Genomic DNA, 16,588 nt, shown 5'->3' on the forward strand with positions numbered 1-16,588 from the left:
CGCATCAACCGCAATTACCGCAGCAAAAGAAGCCGCGTTGTATTCAAGATACGTTTAGTTCCCCAACGCCGTTGCGAATCCTTCTTGATACCGTGCGGCTGCGAACAGCGCCTCTGACTAGCGTCAACGGCGCTGGAGCGACAATAGGCACGGAAAAGGCTGGAGGACGACATGGACACCCATTAAGGTTGCGCAATCATAACGACCGAGGCATTCCTTACTCGGTCCTCAATGCCGTCACGGGGTCTTTCTTCGAAGCCATGCGGCTGGGAATGATGCCGCCGACTAACGTCAAGACCACAGAGATCACAATGAGAATGACAGCCGCAGCCGGAGGAACCGCCGCCATGCTCTGCACACCGGAAAGCTGCTCTATCACGATATTCATCGGGATATTGAGCAGCATCGTGATGCCAATGCCGAGGACGCCCGCAGCGAGGCCGATGATGAACGTCTCCGCATTGAACACGCGCGACACATCGCCCTTCGAGGCGCCAATGGCACGCAAGATGCCAATCTCCTTCGTACGTTCCAGAACGCTGATATACGTGATGATGCCGATCATGATGGAACTCACCACCAGCGAAATGCTGACGAAGGCAATGAGCACCAGCGAAATCATGTCGATGATATCGGTCACGCTACCCATGAGAACACCCATGTAGTCGGTGTACAGGATAACCTTGTCGTCTTCGCCGGCCGCCTCCATCTGGCTGTTGTATTCGTCGATGCTCGCAATCACGCGCTCTTTCGCCTCGAAATCAACCGGGAAAATCTTGACCGATTGCGGATCGTTTTCATCCGCATAGCCCAAGGTAATCAGGTTGTTGTCGTACGTGAGCTTGCTCGCATTCGCATAATTCGTCATAAGCGACGTCAGGTCTTCGGCATCCATGTTGAACTGGATAGCGTTGGCAAACGCCGCCGCGTCAACCGTGAAAGCGTTCTGCATATTCGAGGCAAGAGTCTGCGAAAGCTGCGGCCCAATCTGCGATGCCATCTGCGTCATGGCGGAAGCAAGACTGCTTTGAAGCTGAGTGGACACGGCAGCGCCTATCTGGGTGCTCACCTGGCTCATAATTCCCGTGAACACGCTTTGCATGTAAGGAGCAAGCTGACCCGATACGTATTCTTGAGCAACTCCCTGCAATCGATCCGCAACGGGCTGACCGGCAATGTCTACAACCTTCGCAATAATTGCCTGCGCTTCGGACGTTGCCGCGTACTCTTGGAATTTCGCTACAATCTTCTGCCCGAATTCCGGATCGTTCGGAGATATCCCATCGCCATTGGCCGCAAGCCACGTCATGAATCCCTGCACGTAGTCGCCGCTGAATTTGGTCACTTGCTCAAGCTGGTCGGGCTGAAGCACGGGGTCGTCCTGCAACCCTCCCAAGATGCTCGAAAAATCAGGAGTCGGAGCCTGGGAAATAAGGGAAGAGACATCTACGGAATCCGCCGCTCCGGAAAGGTCTATGCTTACGCCGCTTAAATCGACCCCCGCGAAATCGAAGCCTAACAAATCAAGACCAGCGCCAAGCTTGCTCTGGTCGAACTTGAATGCATTCGCGATGGCGGCCTGGTCGACGGTAAAGAGATTGGCCAGGTCAACACCTTCCTTCGCTTCTTCCTGCAAGGTGTCGAACGATTTGCCCGTAAACACATCGGTGTCAGGGGCGCCAAGCTGCTGCTTCACAATTTCGGACGATGCGGCGCGATCCATAAGGGCAATGGACAAATCATGCGTATAAGCGATTCCCTGGGTTAGTGCGGCGGATTTTGCCGCAGGATCGGGCTGCACCACACCGACAATTTTAAGGTCAAGACCGCTCTCGACCCTCTCACGCATAAAATCGGCGTCGTCCTCCATGTTCGTCCATCCGCCCGTTTCTTCGTTCTTGCGATAAGAATCGGAAGGGCTCAAGACCTTGAAGCTCGTGTTCAACGCGTCTTCGTACGTGAAATTTACTTCAGTCTCCGGCACCTCTATTTCGCCGGAGGCGTTCATGGTGCTATCCACCAGATCGTCGAGCTCCGCAGGATCGAGCACGCCAATGCTATACAGCGTGTAATCGCTGACCTTCCCGCTTGAGGACAAAACGAGCACACATTCGTCGGCCGATTCCGCCCAGCGCCCGGCGACGACATTGTATTGCTCGTCGAGCAATTCCCTGTTGTCAATCATTTCATTGAACGAAGTGGTGGCTCCCATGCCCGTTCCAGCCATAGCCCCGCTCGAAGCGCCGCCCGTCATGGCCGTGGTCATGGAATTCGGCGAAAGCTGAACGGCCCCGTCTGTCGTATCGGCACGATAGACGAGCGGGGTGATGCCATAATCGTACTGGATAGCGCTGACTTCGGAGCTTATGCCGTTGCCACCTTCGTCAAGAAACGCCTTGAAGCTTTTCATATCGTTCGACTTCACGCTCGCAAACATATCTTTAAGCATGGTAAAGACTTGAATGGAGCCCTGCTGATCGCTCTCTTGCGACGAATCGTTGTCATTCGCCGCCGTAGCGTCCGATGCAGAATCGTCCGTTGAGCCGGCGTCTCCCGCCAGCATACTCGTAAGGTCATAGCTTTGCTTTGCGATAGTGAGCGGATAGCTTGAAAGCGTGTCTTGCTCGACCTTGGCAATGTAATCGTTCACGCCGTTTGAAAGCGAAAGGATCAAGGCAATGCCTATGATGCCGATAGATCCTGCAAACGCCGTCAGGAGCGTGCGGCCCTTTTTGGTCAGGAGATTGTTGAGCGAAAGCGAAAGCGCCGTAAGTGGATTCATAGACGTGCGGCGCGCATGGCCCGCTCGGGCACGGGCCGCCTGACGTTCTACGGAAGTGGGCTCATACGGATCGCTGTCGCCAACAACCATGCCGTCTTTGAAGCGAACAATACGGTCTGCGTAGTCGTCAGCGAGCTCGGGATTGTGCGTGACCATGACAACGAGGCGGTCTTTGGCCACGTTCTTGAGAATCTCCATGACCTGCACGCTTGTTTCCGAGTCGAGCGCTCCGGTAGGTTCGTCCGCCAGTACGATCGAAGGGTCATTCACCAAGGCGCGCGCAATGGCAACGCGTTGCATCTGCCCACCAGACATCTGATTGGGCTTCTTATGCAACTGGTCGCCCAACCCCACCTGTTCAAGAGCGGCGATGGCACGCGCACGACGCTCGGATTTCGAAACCCCCGAAAGCGTCAATGCCAACTCGACATTGGAAAGCACATCCTGGTGAGGAATGAGGTTGTAGCTCTGAAACACGAAGCCTACGCTGTGGTTTCGGTACGAGTCCCAGTCGCGGCCCTTGTATTCTTTGGTGGAAACGCCGTTGATGACCAGGTCTCCCGACGTGTAGCGGTCAAGGCCGCCGACGATGTTGAGCATGGTGGTTTTGCCGCAGCCGGACTGACCGAGAATGGCGACGAATTCGCTATCGCGAAATTGCAGACTGATGCCCTTCAGGGCATGCACCGTAGCATCGCCCGAAACATAGTCTTTCGTGATGTTCTTGAGCTCGAGCATGAAGGCTCGCTTTCTTTACGATGTAAATATTTACATGATTGTTAAGCATGTAAACTATATCGCAGCATAACTGCAAAGCGGCACATCGTTGCTGTCTCGTTGCGGTTTATCCCGCGCGAAAAAACGAAGCGGTGCTTCAACCGCAACGGGGCGGGAGAAGAACTCACCGCCCCGTTGCAATCTTGCGAACTCTTGCGGTCTACTCCGCATACCCATTCGGATTGTTCGACTGCCAGCGCCAAGAGTCCTCGCACATGCGGTCAAGGTCGTACTCCGCCTCCCAGCCAAGCAGGCTTTTCGCCTTCGCCGGATCTGCGTAATTCGTGGCGATGTCCCCCGCGCGGCGCGGCTGAATTTCATAAGGAAGTTCCTTGCCGCACGCACGCTCAAACGCATGAACGACATCGAGGACGCTCGACCCTTTGCCCGTGCCAAGGTTTACCACCTCGACACCCGTCTTGCCAGCCATCCACTTCAGAGCGGCAACGTGGCCGCGAGCCAGGTCAACGACATGAATATAGTCGCGTACGCCTGTGCCGTCGGGCGTCGGATAATCATCGCCGAACACGCGCACCGCAGCAAGCTTGCCAACCGCCACCTGAGCGACGTAGGGAACGAGATTGTTCGGAATGCCCTTGGGGTCTTCGCCAATCAAGCCGCTCTCATGAGCACCGATGGGGTTGAAATAGCGAAGAAGAACAACGTCCCATTCGGGGTCTGAGGTATGCAGGTCGGTCAGAATTTGCTCAATCATCCATTTCGTCCAGCCATAAGGATTGGTAGCAGGCTTTTTCTCCGCAGACTCGGACAGGGGCACGCTCTCTGGCTCGCCATACACCGTTGCAGAGCTGGAAAACACGATGGACTTGCAGCCATGCTCGCGCATCACGTCGCACAACACAAACGTACCCGTGAGGTTGTTGTGGTAATACTCGAGCGGCTTTTCCACGCTTTCGCCGACAGCCTTGTAGCCAGCAAAGTGAATAACGGCATCGATCTTATTCTCGTCGAACACAGCAGACAAGGCGTCGCGATCGAGAATGTTCAGCTCGTAAAACTTCAAATCATCCACGGCATCCGCAGGAGCCTTGCCCGCCGCGACAGAATCGGCCACAATCGAACGGACACGATCGAGAGCGACCTCGCTGGAATTAGAGAGATCGTCTACAACAACAACGCCGTAGCCAGCTTCGAGCAATTCGATGCACGTGTGGCTTCCGATGAATCCGGCACCGCCAGTGACCAGAATATTCTTCTTTTCAGACATAAAACGCCTTTCGTTCGCTCGCGCACAACGGCGCGTCGGAAACAGCATGTCTTCATTGTACGACCAGAGCGTAAACCCTGCGAAAAATACATACTGTCGAAATGAAATGGATGAGAGATGCCAATCAATACGTTCACTCGAATACGCTCGAGCGATTCAAAGAGCCCCTCTCCCAGGACTGAGAGCGCAAGCGCAAATGTTTCACGTGAAACATCGGAAGAGCATCGCCTTCCGTCTGTCAGCCACACTTATGCACGCAGCCCGCTCACGAACCCCTCGAGTCGATCGAGGCCCTGCACAATGTCCTCCATAGAGCAGCAATACGACAGACGCACAAACCCTTCGGCCCCGAAGAATACTCCGGGAACCAGCGCGACGCGAGCTTCCTTTATAAGACGCGTGCAGAATTCCTCGGAAGACATGCCGAATTCCCGAATGGAGGGAAACGCATAGAACGCACCCGCAGGGCGGACGGTTTCGAGTCCCATCTCGTCCAAGCGACGCAACACCACATCGCGACGCTCACTATACACTCCGCGAGCCGGCGCAACACTTTCTTCAAGAGCGCGCACAGCAGCATACTGGACGAATGCAGGCACAGACGAGACCATATATTGGTGCACCTTCGCCATCTGAGACAAAAGAGACTCATCCGCCGCAACCCATCCGAGTCGCCAGCCAGTCATGGCATACGGCTTGGAGAAGCTGTCGCACACAATGACCCGATCGCGCAGCTGGGAGTGCTCCACGGCAAAGCTCTTGTACCCTTCTTCGTACACCAACTGCCCGTACACATCGTCGCAAACAACGAACGCGTCATGCTTCTTTGCGAAGCGGGCGACCGCAGCAAGGCTCTCTTCGCTCAAAATGCAACCTGTGGGGTTGTTCGGAGACGTTATAACGATGGCCTTTGTGCGCTGCGAAGCCACCGATTCCAGCATTTCGTCGGTAATCTGAAACAGCGCGTCGCTCGTATCCATAAGAACAGGCGTCGCACGGTTGAGCGTAATGATGGACTCATAGAGCGTGAAGGCAGGCGTAGGCACAATGACCTCGTCGCCGGGATTAAGAACGCTTGTCAGAGCGACGAAGAGCGCTTCGGTGGCGCCGCACGTCACAATGATTTCATGCTGCTCGTAATGCTTGCCAAACAAGGCCATGTGCTTGCTCAATGCGTTGCGCAGAAAATCGTATCCGTTGTTCGGGGGATAATGGGTGAACCCGGCAGCAAGGTCGGCGGCAACCTCGGCCTTGATCTCGTCGGACGTATCCGCATCCGGCTCTCCAAGCGTAAGAGAAATGCAGCCGGGCGTCTCTTTTGCCATGGCGGCGAATCGACGGATACCAGAAAGTTTGAGCTCGTCGAGCGTCGTGTTGAGGGAAAGCATGCCTCACCTTTCGTGCGTAGTTTCATTGCAATTGAAATCCGGTACGTCACGGAAGCCGTTCTACAAAATCCTCCTGCTTTTGAGAAGAGGGCCGTCTTGCGGCCGGGCGCAAAACAAACGGCCGCCATCGAAAACTACCGACGACGGCCGCCCAGCCGTAAAGAACCTTGAGCCCTAGCGATCGGCCATGGCCACGTATTCGCGCGGACATCCCGTCTTTTTGTAAGCAGGGCGCATGATGCGTTTGCCCGATACTATTTCTTCGAAACGATGAGCGCTCCAGCCGGCCATGCGGGCGCAGGCGAAAATGGGGGTGAGCATCTCGCGAGGAATGCCAAGCGCGCTGTACACGCAGCCGCTGTAGAGGTCCACGTTCGCGCAAATGTCCTTGCTCTTGCCCGCTTCGGCCAGCAACTCCGGAGTGAGACGCTCGATGATTTCAAGCAAGCGGAACTCAGGTTCGAAATCGGTGCCGGCAACCAGCTTTTCGGCATACTTGTGGCATAGCTCAGCACGCGGGTCGGACAAGGTATACACGGCATGACCCATGCCGTAAATCAGGCCCGTGCGATCGTACGCTTCCTTCTTGACAATTTTACGCAGATAATCGGCCACTTGCCCCTCGTCGGTAATGTCAGCCACATGCGCCTTGATATCGTCGGTCATCATGAGCGTGCGGTTGTTGGCACCACCATGGCGAGCGCCCTTCAGGCTCCCGATGGCTCCCGCGTATGCCGAATACGGATCAGTATCGGCGCTGGTCAGTGCACGGCAGGTAAACGTGGAATTGTTGCCGCCGCCATGCTCGGCATGAAGCATCAGCATGATGTCGAGCATCTTCGCTTCGGCGTCCGTGAAGGAACGGTCGGGACGCAGCATAGAAAGGATGGTCTCTGCGGTACTCTGTCCTTCGACGAAATGATGAATGAACATGGAATCGCCGTGGAACTTGTCACGCATGACATGGTATGCGAGCACCATGATGCGCGGCAAACGCGAAAGCAGCGCAATAGACGTGTCTACCTCATGCTCTGCGGAGCGATCTTCAGCATTCGGATCGAAGGCGTAAAGCTGGAGAACCGAACGAGCCAGGCAGTTCATAACGTCGCGCGTAGGCGGCTTCATGATGTAGTTCGCAGTAAAGCCGTCAGGCAAATCGCGCTGCTCGTCGATAAGAGCCTTGAACTGAGCGAATTCCTCGGCCGTAGGCAAAGAACCGGCCATGAGCAGGTATGCGGTTTCTTCAAAGCCGAACCTGTCCTCTTGAACCGCATGGTCCACCAGGTCGTTGATGCTGTAGCCACGATAAGAAAGACGGCCGCGATCGGGCACCTTATCGCCCTCGGACACGACATAGCCATGCACGTTGGAAATGTTGGTGACGCCTGCCAGCACGCCCGTGCCATCGGCGTTGCGCAAACCGCGCTTCACATCGTACTTTGCAGAATAATATTCCGGATCGACGGCATGGATGGACGAGAAATCCCTATACAGGGGCAAGGAGTCTTTCATGGTGTTCCTTTCATGCATGAATCCCTTCAAGGCATAGAGCGCACGTCAGCATTTGACACCTGCAACAGCAGGCGAACCGAAGCCTCAGGGCGAGCCGAAGCAACGATTCTTCAAAGCGTCCTTTGCGCAAATCACTATAGTATGCGAAAGTGCCGCGCCCGAAAAGCAGACGCGGCACTTCCGTACAAACTTGTTACCAGACGAAAGCCCCGAACGGCAAAGGGACCTTCACAAGACGCTCCCCCGAACGAAACGGAGCTTATTCCAGCACAACGATCAGTTCGTTTGCCATCGGTTACGAAAGCTCATGAATAAACAAACCGCTGCGAAGCTTCGGCTCGAACCACGTGGATTTAGGAGGCATAAGCATGCCCGCGTCAGCCACGGCAAGCAACTCTTCGATAGCGGTCGGGAACATGGCGAACGCAACCGCAGGGCCTCCCTCCGCATCGTACGCTTTCACCTTGCGCTCGAGTTCGCCCAGGCCTCGAATACCGCCGACGAATTCGATACGCCCGCTCGTACGCGGATCCTCTATCCCAAGAATGGGAGAAAGCACATGGTCTTGCAGCAGCGACGCGTCCAGGCCGCCCACAGGATCGTCGCTTTCGAACTCGGGGCGAATTCCCAATCCGTACCAACGGCCCTGCAGGTACATGCCCATAGCACCCTTTTCGATGGGCTCGAGCTGCGGCTCCTGAACGTGAAGTATCTCGTATTTCTCCTGGAGCTTATTCAGGAATTCCTCGACCGTAAGGCCATTCAGGTCGCGAACGACGCGATTGTACGGCAGGATGGCAAGCTGACCTGCCGGGAAAAGCACCGATAGGAAATAATTGAACTCCTCATCGCCCGTGCGATCGGAGCATGCCGCGCGACGAGCGCGGCTCACCTTCACAGCGGAAGCGGCACGATGGTGGCCGTCGGCGATATAGGCCGCAGGAACGTCGACAAATGCCTCGACCAGCGCGTTGACCTTCTCGGGGTCGGCTATACGCCATACACGATGCGCAATGCCGTCCTCGGAAACAAAGTCGTACAGGGGGGCTTCGGTACGAACATCGTTCACCAAAGCGTCAACCGTCGTACTATCACGGTAGGTAAGAAAGATGGGTCCGGTCTGAGCATCGAGTGCATCGATATGACGAATGCGGTCGCGCTCTTTCTTCTCAAGCGTGTTTTCGTGCTTCTTGATGGTTCCGTTCTCGTATTCGTCGACCGCGCAACACGTCACAACGCCAACCTGGCTGCGCCCGTCCATGACAAGCTCGTAGAGGAAAAGACACGGAGCATCCTCGCGCACGAACGTGCCGTCGGCAATGCGCTCGCGCAGCAAATCGCGGCCCTTTTCATACACCTCATCGGCATACATATCCATCTCGGGGTCAAATTGGGTTTCAGGGCGGTCGATGTTCAGGAAAGAAAGCGGTTTGCCGGCAACGGCAGCTGCAGCTTCAGCGCGATTGTATACGTCGTACGGCAACGCTGCCACCTCGCAAGCCACGCCGTCGGCGGGGCGGACGGCCTTGAACGGATGAATTCGCATAGACAAATTCCCTTCGTCATACACATCGGCGGCTTGCGCGATACTCGAGGAGCCACACAAACCGCCGACAAACTATCAGGTCAACGCATAGAGACGATTCTTGCTTAGTTCACCTTATGGACAGTGCAGCCGTTCTCTAGGTAATCCATGACGGACTGCGCCGCCATTTTGGCGCAGTTGTCCTCCGCCTCTTTGGTGGAGGCGCCCAGATGCGGCAGAACGATGGCGCGCTCCATGGCCGCAACCGCAGGATTGGCGAAGTCGGTCACGTAACGAGCGACTTTGCCTTCGGCGAGCGCAGCGGCCATGTCCGCGTCGTTAACCAGGGTGTCGCGCGAGAAGTTCAGGAATACGACGCCCTCCTTCATCTGCGCAATAGCAGCCGCGTCGACCATGCCTATCGTGTCTTTCAGCGCGGGCACGTGAATGGTGATGTAGTCGCATGCAGGATACAGCTCGGAAAGGTCAGTGACGAACGTCATATCGGCCGAAATAGCTGCAGCACGCTCTGCGTTGACGAAGGGGTCATAGCCGACAACCTTCATGCCAAGCGCCTCGGCAGCGGCTACAACCTTAGCGCCAATTGCACCCAGGCCGATCACGCCGAGCGTCTTTCCGAAAATCTCTCCGCCGGCAAATGCCTTCTTGGCCTTTTCCGCAGCTTTTCCAACGTTGGGGTCTTCGGCATTGGCCTTAACCCACTCGATGCCGCCGACAATGTCGCGTGCGGCAAGGAGCATGCCTGCAAGCACGAGCTCCTTGACGGCATTCGCATTGGCGCCAGGAGTATTGAAGACCGCGATGCCGGCGTCTGCGCATTTCTGCAGCGGAATATTGTTCACGCCAGCACCGGCGCGTGCAATGACCTTCAAGTTCGCAGGAAGCTCCATCTCATGCATATCGGCGCTGCGAACCAAAATGGCGTCGGCCTCTTCCACGCTGTCAGTCAATTCGTAATCGGCGCTCAAGACGGCAAGACCCTCGGCCGAGATATTGTTCAAGCAATGTACTTTGTACATGGTGTTCCTCCCCTATCGGACGAAATGAAGACGAATGTTAAAGCGCCCTCCCCGCAAAACATCTGCGCCGCTCTTTTGAACGGCGCAGCATCATTACAGGTTTTCTTTCTCGAATTTTTCCATGAAGGCAACCAGGGCCTCTACGCCTTCGCGAGGCATGGCGTTGTAGATGCTGGCGCGCATGCCGCCAACGCTACGGTGCCCCTTGACGCTCTCGATCCCGGCTTCCTTGGCTTCGGCAACAAACTTCGCGTCAAGATCGGCATTGCCCGTAACGAACGGAACGTTCATGATAGAGCGGTCTTCCTTGCGCGCTGTGCCCTTAAACAGCTTGCTCTGGTCAAGGAAGTCGTACAGCAGCTGCGCCTTTTCTTCGTTGCGCTTCTTCATGGCCTCAAGGCCGCCCTGGGCCTTAAGCCATTTGAACACAAGACCGCAGATATAAATGCCATAGCACGGCGGCGTGTTGTACAGGCTCTTTGCATCTGCGTGGGTCTTGTACTGCATCATAGTAGGCACGCCGGGAAGCTTTTCCTCGGGGATAAGGTCTTCACGAATGATGACAATGCATACGCCTGCAGGACCGACATTCTTCTGGACGCCGCCGTAAATGACGCCGTAACGCTCTACGTCGATCGGCTCAGAGAGAAAACAAGAAGAGACATCCGCCACCAGCGGCTTGCCTTTGGTATCGGGAAGCTCGCGATAGAGCGTGCCGTAGATGGTCTCGTTCTGGCAAATGTAGACATAATCGGCGTCATCGTTGACCTCGATGGTCTTGACGTCGGGGACGTAGGAGAAGTTCTCATCGTCGGAACTCGCCAAGCAACGTGCTTCGCCGAAAATCTGCGCCTCTTTCCACGCCTTCTTCGACCAAGAGCCGGACACGATGTAATCGGCCTTGCCGGTTTTCATGAGATTCATGGGAATCATGGCGAACTGAGTGGACGCACCACCCTGCAGGAACAGCACGCGATAGTTGTCGGGAATTCCCATCAAATCGCGCAAATCCTGCTCGGCCGTCGTGATGATTTCATCAAACATCTTAGATCGGTGGCTCATCTCCATGACTGACATGCCGCAACCCTTGTAATCCAGCATTTCTTCGGCGGCTTCGCGCAGAACTTCTTCAGGCAGTACCGCGGGGCCTGCAGAGAAGTTGAAAACCCTGCCCATGTCGACGACCTCCTTCATTGGTCCGATTCCGTAGAACTGTTCTTTCGTTGACGCGCAATCAAATGCAAAGGCGAAACGCGGCCGCATGCGTTAAAGCGCGCGAACATCATTGCATTGTACGAAGCAAACGCATCGGAGAGGCGAAGGCGCCCACAGGGAGTCTAAAGAAGCACGTGAACGGCAGGACCTTCCGCTAAATTCCCAGAATTTGCATAACCAAAAGCGCCACGGTAAGAACCGTTACAATGGCAACAGTAGCCCAGATGACAATTTTCCCGCCCCATTTGCTGACAAACGAGCCCATGATGCGCTTGTCCGCAGCAATAAGCGCCATGAAGACCAGGAGAACGGGCAGAATTACGCCGTTGATGAACTGGGCAGTAAGCATGATTCCCATAAGATCGAGGTTGGGAATAAGCACCACGACAGCGGAGAAGACGATGACCGACGTGAAGATGCCCTTGAACATAGGGGCTTCTTTCCAGGTGAAATCAACGCCCGCTTCCCAGCCGAACGCCTCGCAGATGACAAAGGATGTCGTAAGAGGAAGCACGCAGGCCGCTAGAAAGCTTGCCGCCGTCAGGCCCGCCGCGAAAAGGATTTGCGCATATTCGCCAGCAAAAGGAGCCAATGCGTTGGCCGCATCGGCCGCAGAATCGATGGCAATGCCTTGCGGGTACAACACGGCACCCGTTGTAATGATGATGAACCACGCCACCAGACACGCGACAATGGTTCCCGTGGCCACGTCCACCTTCTGCAGCATCATTTCCTGGCGGTCATCCGTGATGCCCTTGTCCACAACGTTGCTCTGCGTGAAAAACATCATCCACGGCGCAATAGTGGTACCAATCATGGCAATAACGAGCGATACAAAATGAGTGTCTGCGGGAATCTGCGGAATAACCGTCGCCTGCGCGACATCTCCCCAGTTCGGACCAGCCAAAAACGCCGCTACAACATACGTTACGAACACCAGCGAAACAGCGAGGAAAATCTTTTCCACGCTTTTATAGCTGCCTTTGACCACAAGAAGCCACACCACAAGCGCCGCCACCGGTACGCTAGCAAGGCGGGGAATGCCGAACAGCTCCATGCCGCTGGCAATACCAGCAAACTCGCTGAACGTTGTAGCCACGTTGCCAATAAGCAGCGCGCCCATGGCAAGCGCGGTAAGGCGAATGCCGAAACGTTCGCGAATAAGAGCAGCGAACCCCTTGCCGGTGACTGCTCCCATACGTGCAGCCGTCATCTGAACGACCATGAGAAGAACGCACATGACAGGAATGACCCAGAGCGTTGCATAGCCGAAATCGGCACCCGCCGTAGAATATGTCGATATGCCGCCGGCATCGTTGCCCGCCATGGCGCTCACGACCCCAGGGCCCATGGCCCCCAAGATGAGGAGAATCTTCGCCCGCTTCTTCGCGGTTTCTCCGCGCTCTTCGCTCGACGCCAAGCCGCCGGACGATGCCACCTCGATGGCATCCTGATCGCCTTCAGCGACAGCCTGCATGACTTCGTCGTACGACGCGCCCTTCTTGATGGCAGCCATTAGCCCACCTCCATGAGACGCATGATGACCGCGGTGTAAAGCGCCAAGAACATGACGCCTCCCGCAATGGCAAGGGCAACCTTCATCCAGAGGTTGGTGGTCTTCTCCGTTTCGGTGCTTTCCTCGATGACATCGAGCGCATCGTCGACCGTAACCAGACCGAGCATATGGCCGCCTTCGTCAACTACCGGAAGAGCAACCAAGTCGTACTTCGAAATATCCGATGCAACTTCTTCTTCATCCTCATCGGGAGGAACGCTGATGATGTCGGTGTACATGACGTCGCCCAGACGCGTGTCATTATGCGCCAGAACCAACGTGCGCATGGACATGACACCAACGAGCTTTTCGCTGTCTTCCTCAAGCACATACACGTAGTGAACCGTGGGGAAATCTTCGTCCAGATGACGAAGCGTCTCGATTGCCTCGCCCACCGTATCGTCTTCGCTCAAAGCCACGAAACGCGTGGTCATCATGCCGCCCGCGGTATTTTCGCGATATCCGAGCAAGCGGCGGATCTCAGCGGCATCCTCCACGCCCATAAGACGCAACAGGGTCTCGGCCTTCTCATAGGGAAGATCGCGGATGATGTCGGCCGCGTCGTCCGGGTCCATCTGACCGAGCAGACCAGAGACTTCGCTATCTTCCATGTCGTCAAGCGTCTCGGCCTGGAATTCGTCTTCCAACTCGGCGATAACCTCGGCAGAGCGCGCATCGTCGAGATGGTTGAACACCTCTGCACGCTGCTTGGGGTCGAGTTGTTCGAGAATGTCCGCAACGTCGGCAGGATGCAGCTCGTCAAGGCGCTTGTGGGTCACGGAAAGCTTCACCTTCGACAGGTCTCGGTCAAGCAGGTCCATGTAGTTCCAGGCGATGATTTTCTCTTCGATTTTCCTATTGAGAAGCTTCGCGCCCGAAACCACGGCTTTTTCAAGCAGCGGGTGCAGACCGCGCAAAATGCCCCTCACGCCAACTTCGGCACCTAAAAGCCGCATCTGCGACCCGGACGGAGAAAGCTTCAGGTCGTTTACGCGAACGATTTTCAAGCCCTGCGTATCAACGATCTGCTGGTCGAGCAAATCGCGAGCAAGAAGAACCTCAGTGGGCTGGAGGTAGCTGAAGCGAATGTTGTAAGACTCGGTGTTAAGACGAACCTCGTCTTCGGTGAAATCTTCGACGTATTTGCGCCAGCTAATCATAAAGGGCGTGCGACCAGGCCCCTTAAATGCAAGCGAGGTGATGCGTGGAAAAACCTCGCCCGTAGAAATGGCGAGGTCAGATACCGTGCCGAGCTTTTCACCCGTAGAATCATACACGGGTCGCCCGAGCATGTTAGACAGATAGAACATAGCTCCCCTTCGTGCGCAATCGGCCTTTAGCCGTGCGCATGGGAGCGACGAGGCAAAGGCTGATCAGCGGTTGTTGTGTTTTCGAACCTTCAAGTCGAACCTTTTCTCCTCGTGAGCACTAGGAAACCCCTAGAAAATAAAAAAGGCGCTTACGCGCCGCAACTGCCCCTCTTCTAAAGAAAAGTGGTGCGCCGTGAGGGATTCGAACCCCCGACGTACTGATTCGTAGTCAGTCCCTCTATCCAGCTGAGGTAACGGCGCATCTTTAAGCAGCCCGATAAGAATAGCAGCTTTGACCGACCCTGTCAAAACATTTTTCTGACAACCCCGAGAAGCGACCCTCATCACGAACCCCTTGCTTTCAGATTCATCGAAGCACTCATCGCAAGCCTTCGGTCATGAGGGCCGTCTTGAACCTTCGTCCCGACCCCCGCTTGCGTCTCCGCCTCGAACGTCCACCCAGCAGAACCGAACCAACTCCTTGCCTCGAGGGAGCAAGCGAGGACCAAAAAAATGGAAAGTTTTTCGGCTATGAACCCGCCCGTGTGGCAAGTGCATTGAAAACTTGCAAAAACCGGGTCAAAAAAGGATGGGATTTCAGACAAGAAGGGAAAGGCGGCATTTTCACCGACATGGACGCTCTTTCGAGCTCATAACCGAAAAAGTTTGCAAAGCCAGAAGACCCAAGCATCAGTCGAGATAAAAAAAAGCCCGCTATGCGGGCTTGAAGCGCAAGTGGTGCGCCGTGAGGGATTCGAACCCCCGACGTACTGATTCGTAGTCAGTCCCTCTATCCAGCTGAGGTAACGGCGCATGTCTCATGCAGTTCGTTTATATTAGCCAAGAATATATCGACCGTCAAGTAATAAAACTCATTTTTTTACCCGGCGTGCTGTACACTTGCATATCAAGCGGTATTCGCCCGCAAAACCCGTCTTCGGAATGCCAATATCGCCTCGGAATTCGTTCCATCCCTGCAGCACACAACGGAAAGCAACACCATGGCATTGTCTATCAGAGATTGGCTTGTACAGCCCCAACCGAGACTCGGCGCCGCTGGACTCATTATCCTGCTCGTCGCCTCCTCGCTCATAACCCCCCTTTCCCTCGACATGTACACGCCTGCCGTTCCTGGCATGGCGCAGTATTTCAACACCGACGTATCCATGGTGAACATGACGCTGGTCGGCTACTACGTCTTTTTCGCGTTAGGAATGCTGTTCTTCGGCCCTTTGAGCGACAAATACGGCAGAAAGACCGTGCTTCTTGCGGGCGTAGGCCTCTACACCGTCGGATCGGCCGCATGCGCGATTGCCTCCTCGATCGAACTCCTCATCGCATTTCGCGTCATCCAAGCCCTAGGTGCCGGATCCATAAGCGCGGTATGCACGGCCGTCGTCAAGGACTCGTTTCAGACGTACTACCGCGAAAAGATTCTCTCTGTCATCCAGGTGCTTTTTGTTGTCGGTCCTGCCACAGCCCCCGTTATCGGAGCGGGCGTTTTGGCTGTTGCCGACTGGAGGGCGACGTTTCTCATTCTTTCGATCGTAGGAGTGGCCTGCTTCGGCCTGTCCCTCGCCTTCAAGGAAACTCTTTCTGAAAACGAACGTTCCGACGGCAATTTCTTGCAAACCATGAAACAGCTAGTCGTCGTTGGCAAAAACCCTGGTTTTATGTCTTTTCTGCTTCTGACCAGCCTTTTCGAAATACCTTTCATGGGATATATCGCCGTGGGGTCGTATATTTATGTCGACTTCTTCGGCGTCGGCGAAGTAGGTTACAGCCTCTTTTTCGCCGTGGCCGCCATCCTCATGGCTGCCGGTCCCTTCATCTGGATCGCGGCATCGCGGCGCGTTTCGGTCATTCGCTTCACCACCATCATGCTGGCGTTTGCAGGCGCCATGGGCATCGCAATGATGCTCGTGGGCCAGAACAGCTCCCATGCGTTCTGCGCATGCTTCGTCGCTTTTGCCATGGCTGAGTCGTGCACCCGTCCTTACTGCATGAACATCCTGCTCGAGCAGCAGAAGCGCGATGCGGGGTCGGCCTCCGCCCTGATGAATTGCATTCGCACGGGAATCGGAGCCATTGGCATGGCGCTTGCAGCACTTCCTTGGACGAACTTTGTCATGGGCATTGCCATTCTCATTGTGGTTTTCATGTCCATAGCGCTGGCATCCTGGGTGGCATTGCTCAGATCACGCATTCCGCTCGTATGCGTCAAGGATGAAGAGCCCGTATCCATTCTGTAAGAGA

General features: G+C 55.5%; 10 protein-coding genes and 2 tRNA genes. 1 reads left to right on the top strand and 11 read right to left on the bottom strand.

The annotated features are described in order from the left end of the window. Nucleotides 1–217: 217 nt before the first annotated feature. The 11 genes from HMPREF9451_RS07980 to HMPREF9451_RS08030 form a co-directional block, all read right to left on the bottom strand. Nucleotides 218–3,520: an ABC transporter ATP-binding protein/permease gene (locus HMPREF9451_RS07980; protein WP_009139791.1), complete on the bottom strand. Its 3,303-nt coding sequence runs from the start codon at nucleotides 3,518–3,520 to the stop codon at nucleotides 218–220. Between the two features lie 199 nt (nucleotides 3,521–3,719). Further along, the gene (gene galE, locus HMPREF9451_RS07985) at nucleotides 3,720–4,787 is read right to left on the bottom strand and encodes a UDP-glucose 4-epimerase GalE (protein WP_009139792.1); all 1,068 of its coding nucleotides are present in this window, start codon (nucleotides 4,785–4,787) and stop codon (nucleotides 3,720–3,722) included. A 248-nt stretch (nucleotides 4,788–5,035) separates the two neighbouring features. Beyond that, nucleotides 5,036–6,175, bottom strand: coding sequence for a pyridoxal phosphate-dependent aminotransferase (locus tag HMPREF9451_RS07990; RefSeq protein WP_009139793.1), 1,140 nt, complete (start codon nucleotides 6,173–6,175; stop codon nucleotides 5,036–5,038). A 174-nt stretch (nucleotides 6,176–6,349) separates the two neighbouring features. Next, complete coding sequence (locus tag HMPREF9451_RS07995; RefSeq protein WP_009139794.1) at nucleotides 6,350–7,687, bottom strand: citrate/2-methylcitrate synthase; 1,338 nt, start codon at nucleotides 7,685–7,687, stop codon at nucleotides 6,350–6,352. A gap of 295 nt (nucleotides 7,688–7,982) precedes the next feature. Beyond that, nucleotides 7,983–9,233, bottom strand: coding sequence for a DUF1015 domain-containing protein (locus HMPREF9451_RS08000; RefSeq protein ID WP_009139795.1), 1,251 nt, complete (start codon nucleotides 9,231–9,233; stop codon nucleotides 7,983–7,985). A gap of 104 nt (nucleotides 9,234–9,337) precedes the next feature. After that, on the bottom strand, nucleotides 9,338–10,252 hold the full coding sequence (locus HMPREF9451_RS08005) for a 3-phosphoglycerate dehydrogenase (RefSeq protein WP_009139796.1): 915 nt from the start codon (nucleotides 10,250–10,252) through the stop codon (nucleotides 9,338–9,340). A gap of 93 nt (nucleotides 10,253–10,345) precedes the next feature. Then, entirely contained in the window at nucleotides 10,346–11,428 is a 1,083-nt protein-coding gene (gene serC, locus HMPREF9451_RS08010; RefSeq protein WP_009139797.1) for a 3-phosphoserine/phosphohydroxythreonine transaminase, read from the bottom strand. A gap of 193 nt (nucleotides 11,429–11,621) precedes the next feature. Continuing rightward, a complete protein-coding gene (locus HMPREF9451_RS08015; RefSeq protein ID WP_009139798.1) occupies nucleotides 11,622–12,983 on the bottom strand; it encodes an Nramp family divalent metal transporter in 1,362 nt (453 codons plus the stop codon). Further along, on the bottom strand, nucleotides 12,983–14,332 hold the full coding sequence (locus tag HMPREF9451_RS08020; RefSeq protein ID WP_009139799.1) for a magnesium transporter: 1,350 nt from the start codon (nucleotides 14,330–14,332) through the stop codon (nucleotides 12,983–12,985). Before HMPREF9451_RS08020 ends, HMPREF9451_RS08015 begins: the two co-directional genes overlap by 1 nt. Before the next feature lie 184 nt (nucleotides 14,333–14,516). Beyond that, nucleotides 14,517–14,593, bottom strand: a tRNA-Arg gene (locus HMPREF9451_RS08025). A 475-nt stretch (nucleotides 14,594–15,068) separates the two neighbouring features. Next, nucleotides 15,069–15,145: transfer RNA gene (locus HMPREF9451_RS08030), tRNA-Arg, on the bottom strand. 188 nt (nucleotides 15,146–15,333) lie between these two features. Between HMPREF9451_RS08030 and HMPREF9451_RS08035 the strand changes: the two genes are divergently transcribed. Next, a complete protein-coding gene (locus HMPREF9451_RS08035; protein WP_009139800.1) occupies nucleotides 15,334–16,584 on the top strand; it encodes a multidrug effflux MFS transporter in 1,251 nt (416 codons plus the stop codon). Nucleotides 16,585–16,588 lie beyond the last annotated feature (4 nt).

Origin of the sequence: Slackia piriformis YIT 12062 (assembly GCF_000296445.1) — a bacterium.
Taxonomy (GTDB): domain Bacteria; phylum Actinomycetota; class Coriobacteriia; order Coriobacteriales; family Eggerthellaceae; genus Slackia; species Slackia piriformis.